The 5992-nt window shown below is 71.1% G+C and carries 6 protein-coding genes and 1 pseudogene; 3 read left to right on the forward strand and 4 right to left on the reverse strand.

Features of this window, described 5'->3' with window-relative positions:
* From VD972_RS23485 to VD972_RS23495, 3 genes are all read left to right on the forward strand, one after another.
* On the forward strand, positions 1–876 hold an 876-nt coding region (locus VD972_RS23485), incomplete at its 5' end, for an ATP-binding response regulator (RefSeq protein WP_324990574.1).
* Between the two features lie 124 nt (positions 877–1000).
* Complete coding sequence (locus tag VD972_RS23490) at positions 1001–2722, forward strand: LysM peptidoglycan-binding domain-containing protein (RefSeq protein ID WP_324990575.1); 1722 nt, start codon at positions 1001–1003, stop codon at positions 2720–2722.
* Between the two features lie 252 nt (positions 2723–2974).
* The gene (locus tag VD972_RS23495; protein ID WP_324990578.1) at positions 2975–3394 is read left to right on the forward strand and encodes a nuclear transport factor 2 family protein; all 420 of its coding nucleotides are present in this window, start codon (positions 2975–2977) and stop codon (positions 3392–3394) included.
* 21 nt (positions 3395–3415) lie between these two features.
* On the opposite strand, the gene VD972_RS23500 is transcribed toward VD972_RS23495, so the two are convergent.
* The 4 genes and pseudogenes from VD972_RS23500 to VD972_RS23515 all read right to left on the reverse strand — a co-directional run.
* Positions 3416–4195 (reverse strand): hypothetical protein, encoded by a 780-nt coding sequence (locus VD972_RS23500; RefSeq protein ID WP_324990580.1) that lies wholly within the window; start codon positions 4193–4195, stop codon positions 3416–3418.
* 35 nt (positions 4196–4230) lie between these two features.
* Positions 4231–4878: a hypothetical protein gene (locus VD972_RS23505; protein WP_324990582.1), complete on the reverse strand. Its 648-nt coding sequence runs from the start codon at positions 4876–4878 to the stop codon at positions 4231–4233.
* Positions 4878–5729: a hypothetical protein gene (locus VD972_RS23510; protein WP_324990584.1), complete on the reverse strand. Its 852-nt coding sequence runs from the start codon at positions 5727–5729 to the stop codon at positions 4878–4880. The genes VD972_RS23505 and VD972_RS23510 overlap by 1 nt, the downstream gene beginning before the upstream one ends.
* Before the next feature lie 27 nt (positions 5730–5756).
* A pseudogene (locus tag VD972_RS23515) lies at positions 5757–5992 on the reverse strand (hypothetical protein); the annotation flags it as partial.

The raw sequence follows: 5992 nt of genomic DNA on the forward strand, positions 1-5992 counted from the left end.
CGGCCGCGGGCGGAGCAGAAGGACGTGTCGCTGAGTGTGGTGTTGGGAGCGGGGGCGGGGCAGGTGATGGGGGACGCGGGGCGGCTGCAGCAGGTGTTCTGGAACCTGCTGGCAAACGCGGTGAAGTTCACGCCCGAGGGGGGGCAGGTGGAGGTGCGGATCGAGCGTGTGGGGGCGGAATGGCGGGTGCAGGTGAAGGACACGGGGCAGGGCATCCACGAGGAGGCGCTGCCGCACCTGTTCGAGCGCTTCTGGCAGGCGGACGGCAGCAGCACGCGCGAGCACGGCGGGCTGGGGCTGGGGCTGGCGATCGTCCGGCACCTGTTGGAGCTGCACGGGGGCACGGTGGAGGCGCAGAGCGCGGGGCGGGGGCTGGGAGCCACCTTCACGGTGCGGCTGCCGGTGCCGGCGGTGTTGCCGGAGGCGGAGCGCGCGGCGGCGACGGGGGAGGGCAAGGCGAGCCCATCGCGGCTGGAGGGGGTGCGGGTGCTGCTGGTGGAGGACGCGGAGGATGCGCGCGAGCTCATCGCGCTGGTGCTGCGCGAGCGGGGTGCGGAGGTGCGCACGGCGGTGAACGGGCGCGAGACGATGGAGCGCCTGGCGGAGGCGCTGCCGGACGTGCTGATCTCGGACATCGGGCTGCCGGGGGAGGACGGGCACGCGGTGCTCAAGCGGGTGCGCGCGTGGGCGGAGGCGAAGGGCGAGTGGATCCCGGCCATTGCGCTGACGGCCTACGCGGGAGCGGAGGACGCGCGCAGGGCCTACCGAGCGGGCTTCCAGGTGCACATGGCGAAGCCGCTGGAGGTCGAGGCGCTGGTGGAGTCCGTGGCGAAGCTGGCGGCGCGGGACGGAGCCACGGAGCTGCGCTCGGGGTGAAGGCCAGCGGCAGGTAGGGCGCTCGGGCTCCTCCGGAGGGTCATGGGGTACCCCTCGCAACTTTTGTGCGCATTCCACGACAATGAGAAGAGCTCTATCCCCCCTCACTGCGGGAGCATTCCCTTTGAAGACCTATTCCGTTCGCAGCGGCGACACGCTGAGCGCCCTGGCGAAGAAGTTCGGCACTTCGGTGTCCGACATCGCCAAGGCCAACAAGATTGCCAACCCCAACCGCATCAACGTGGGCCAGAAGCTCGTCATCCCCGACGGCTTCGACCGCCCCACCAGCCGCCCCTCCACGCAGCCCGCCGGCAGCCCCGCCCCCAGCGCGCCCACCGGCTCGGCGGGACCGGTCCGTGACAGCAACGGCCGTCAGTACCCGACCTCTGCCGACGGCACGCCCAAGTTCAAGCAGGGCGACGCGGAGTGGGGCAGCCGCACCCTGGGCTCCAGCTCGAGCCTGGCCGCGGCCGGCTGCGCCATGACGGCCACCGCCATGGCCGTCAGCAAGATCACCGGCAAGACGATCAACCCCGGCCAGATGGACGCGTGGCTGGACAAGAACGGCGGGTACTCGGGCAACGGGCTCATCTGGGGCAAGGCCGCGCAGATGGGCGGCCTGGGCGCCAGCAAGACTCCCTTCAACCTCAGCAACATCAACAAGCAGATCGACGCGGGCCGCCCGGTGGTGATCGGCGTGGACTACAAGGCCGGCAGCAACGGCGGCGCCAACGGCACTGACCACTGGATCACCGTCACCGGCCGCGGCAAGGAGGGTGGCAAGGACGTCTACTACGCCAATGATCCGGCCACCGGGGCGCAGATCTCCCTGCGCGCGGAGGGCGGCCGGCTGGTGGGCGGCCCCAAGGGCTACAAGTCCACGGGCGAGCTGGTGACGTTCTCCGGCGGCAACCCGCGTCCGGGCACGGCGCCGTCGGGTGGCACGACGGGTGGCACGACGGGTGGCGCTCCCGTGGGCGGCACCACGGGTGGCTCGGCTCCTGGGCGCGGAGCGGACCTGAAGGGCGTGAACCTGCCCGCGAGCAACCTGAAGCGCGGCGCGAAGGGCCCTGAGGTGGAGCAGCTGCAGAAGGCGCTCGTGAAGACGGGCCACCTCTCGCAGGCCGACATGAACACGGGCCCGGGCACCTTCGGTCCGAAGACGGAGACGGCGCTCAAGAAGTTCCAGGCGGCCAACGGCGTGGAGGCCATCGGCCAGTACGGCCCGAAGACGCGCGCGGCGTTCGAGAAGCTGGGCGCCAAGGTGGGCGGCTCGGGCGGCGCGGGCCCTGTGACGGATCCGGGCGCTCCGGCCGGTGACGGCAAGGGCGTGACGCTGGCGCAGCTGAAGAAGGTCATGCCGAACCTGTCGGACGCGAAGGCGCGCGAGTATCTGCCGCACCTGAACAAGGCGATGCAGGAGGCGGGCATCAACACCAAGCAGCGGCAGGCGATGTTCATGGCGCAGCTGGCGCACGAGAGCGGCGAGTTCCGCTACATGGAGGAGATCGCCTCGGGCGCGGCGTACGAGGGCCGCAAGGATCTGGGCAACACCCAGCCGGGCGACGGCGTGCGCTTCAAGGGCCGCGGCCCCATCCAGCTGACCGGGCGCTCCAACTACCGGGCGGCGGGCAAGGCGCTGGGCATCGACCTGGAGAACAACCCGAAGCGCGCCGCGGATCCGGATGTGGGCTTCCGCACCGCCGCGTGGTTCTGGAACAGCCGCGGCCTGAACCAGTACGCGGACGCGGGGAACTTCCGCGAAGTGACTCGCCGCATCAATGGCGGCTACAACGGCCTGGCCAGCCGCGAGGCCTACTACCAGCGCGCGCTGGCCGCGCTGTGAGCTGAGCCCCGCGCCCGCCGGTAGAGGTTCGCCGGTGGGAGCAGTGATGAGGACCGTGAGCCCCTCCATGGGCCGCGGTCCTCGTTGCGTTTCAGGGGGCGAGCTCAGCGAAGACGGGAGAGCAGGGGACCAGGCTCGTGGGCGGAGGCCCCTTGCCGGACGAGGGAGCGGGCGTCACCTGGAGCAGGGTGCGCACCGCATGAGCACCGTTCCGGCGACACCCTTTTCGGGCCGAGTGAGGAGCGCATGGGGATGGAGCGAGCGCAGCGGTTCGTGGACGCACTGGCGAAGCTGGAGGAGCGCGGGGAGGTGGAGTCTCTGGTGTCGCTCTTTGGCGAGGACGCGCAGGTGAGCAACGTGGCCTCGCGCAGAGTGTTCTCCGGGCTCGAGGAGGTGCGTCAGTTCTGGAGGGATTACAAGGGGACGCTGGCGCAGGTGCGCTCCACCTTCCGGAACATGATCGAGTCAGGGGATCGGGTGGCGCTGGAGTGGGAGACGCAGGGCACGGCGCACAACGGCGCGGCGGTGAGCTACGAGGGCGTCTCGATCATCGAGTGGGATGGGGATCGGATCCTACGCTTCTACGCATACTTCGACCCGGGGCTGCTGGGGCGCGAGATGGCGCACGGGACGGCTGAGCGCTCGGAGGTCCCGGCCACCACACCTGCGTGACTGGCACCGCCTGAGCGGTGGCTAGGGAGCGTCCTTCCCAGGGGGGAGCGTGGCCTCAGCGAGCCACTCGGGACGCTTCAAGAGGCGGGAGCCCACCACCATCGAGAGGCCTGACACCAGCGCGAGGAGACCGAATGAGTCCATCGGCAGTCCCAGGATGAGCTGCCCGTAAGCGAAGGCGATCAACCAGAGGCTGCCCAGGAGGGTCATCAACGTCACGCCCACTTGCTGCAGTGCAAACAGCCGGAACGCTCCTCCGAGCAGCGCCGCACAGGAAGGGCCCAGGGCGGCGCCGATCAGGATCGCGCCGAACGAGAGGGTGGGGCTCAGGTCCTCGTGGAGGAGGCGCCAGCTCGCGGGCAGGAAGTGGTAGGCCTGGAAGGCTAGGCCCACGAGGGTGATGGCGATACCGACGGTGGGGATCTCCCGCACCTGGGAGCCCTTGCGCCAGTGGAGCGCCTCGGCGAGAGCCTCGGGGGGAAGCTCGAGGGCATATGGGTATCCCAGATCGAGCAGCGCCTTCACCGCGCCAGTCCTCAGGGAGGCTCCCTTCCTGTCCTGCATGCTTCCAAGGAGGGGAGACTCGATCAGGGAGAGCAGGAGATCGGCCCGGGCTCGAGGGGATTCGCCATTGGCCAGCGGGCGGGCGAGTCCTCGCATGAGCGCGTCCACGTCCATCGTGATCACATGGGGCGAGCGCACCGCCTCCAGCAACGGGGCCAGGGGGGAAGGCTCCGGCACGTGCCCGATCGCCTCGGGGGCGGAGTCTTCGGAGGGACGGGGTGAGCGGGAGCGTTCCATCGCGTGCTTCAGCTTACCTCACCGGCGCAAGCCCCTTACGCTGCGCGAACGGCCTCGAGCGTGCGGCACAGCTCGTCGATGGTGTCGGTGAGCTCGCGGGCGCGGCCAGCGGCTTGGGCGGTGGCGCCCTCGTAGCGCAGCAAGGTGAGGCGGGTGGCCAGCTCGCCAGCTCGGGCGAAGGCGCGCTCGAGATCCACGCGGGCCTGGGCGCGCAGTGCCTCCAGGCGGGAGAGGTGGGCCAGGCGCTCGCGGAGGATGTCCGCCACGGGCTTGGAGTCCTGGCGCGCATCGAGCGCAGCCAGCTCGCGGGCGAGCTTCTCCCCGTCATGATCCGGGGAGGACAGCACGGCGTCGAGCTCGGCCAGGCGCCGGGCCGCGGAGCGCAGGGCGGTGCCGAGCGAGCGCACCCGCGTGGTCTCCAGGGTGAGCGAATCTCCCAGCTCACGGCCGAGCCGCTGGAGCGCGTCGTGGAGGGTGGCCTCTGCGGCGTCGATGCGAGAGCTCTCGGTGCCCGCGGGCGCGGAGGAGGAGGGGAGCAGGACAGGAAGGAAGAGGGGCCAGAGGCAGGCGTGCAGGCCCAGGCGGGCGAGGCTCATGGCGCCTCGGGGCTCACCGCGCCCGAGCACCATGGCCACTGCGATGCCGGCGAGGCAGTACGTGACGACGGTGACGAGCGCGACCATTACCAGCTCTCCTGGGAGTCCTCGGAGGAGCGGGGGCGCCACTCACCGTTGAGGGTGTCGACGTTGGAGCGCCAGAGGGTGGCGGCGGCGTCGAAGGCGCTGCTCTCGAGCGGGCGGATGGCGACGGTGGGGCTGCCGGGGTTGCCGACGAAGGGGCGGACGACCCAGGCCATCTGGACGCCGACCATGCCATAGAGGGCGGTCCACGCGAGCAGGTGGAGCACGGTGCGGCCCTGGGCCCGCAGGGCCTTCACGAGCACCCAGACACCGCGCAAGGCCGCCACGCCGAGGAAGCAGAGACTGCCGAGCATGACGTGGAAGTAGCCAGTGGGCGGGTGGTTGACGGCGTTGGCGAAGGCGAGCCACACGGGAGCCAGGCCGAGCAGGGTGAGGCCCGTGGTGGCGAGGGCGACGAGGGCCTCGCACACGGCCTGGAGGGGAGAGATGCGGGCGCCGAGCTGCCGGCCGTAGACATGGAGCGCGGGCAGACACACGGCGAGGCTCCCGAGGCCGACAATCATGAGCTTGGGGGCCGCGGCGAGGCCAGCGAGCGGCGAGCGGGTGAAGCCGAGGAGGAAGCCGAAGACACCGAAGCCGGCGAGGGCGCAGACGGTGAGGCGCAGGGGCAGCTCGCGCAGCTCGGGACCCCCTGCTTGGACCTGGGCGAGCACGGCGGAGGGGTTGCGCAGGAGGAGCTCTGCGGTGCGCAGGATGCTCGTGGCGGGAGGCAGCGCGGAGACGGCGGGCGCGGAGGACACGGTGGGCGGGGCGGCAGCGAGGGTGGCCGGCAGGGTGGGCACGGACGCGGGGGCAAGGGTGGACGCAGCGGGCTCGATCATGGACGTGGACATGGGAGGCCTCGGGAGTGGAGAGCGGGTTCAGCGCCAGGAGAGCCCGACGCCGTGAGCGCACTGGGCGAAGGTGATGGCGTGGAGGGCGAGGAAGGCGATGCGCGTGGAGCCGGCGAACGAGGCACCGTAGCGCTGGAGCGCTTGAGAGAAGGCATGGCCGCCGGCGAGGAGCGCGAGGACGGTGAAGAGGAAGGCGAGCGGCGAGGCGATGCGGGACTCGGGAGCAGTGGCGGCGAAGAACCAGAGCAGGGGCGTGGTGGAGG

The sequence above is a fragment of the Hyalangium sp. genome, from assembly GCF_035629615.1.
In the GTDB taxonomy this organism is placed as follows: Bacteria; Myxococcota; Myxococcia; order Myxococcales; family Myxococcaceae; genus Hyalangium.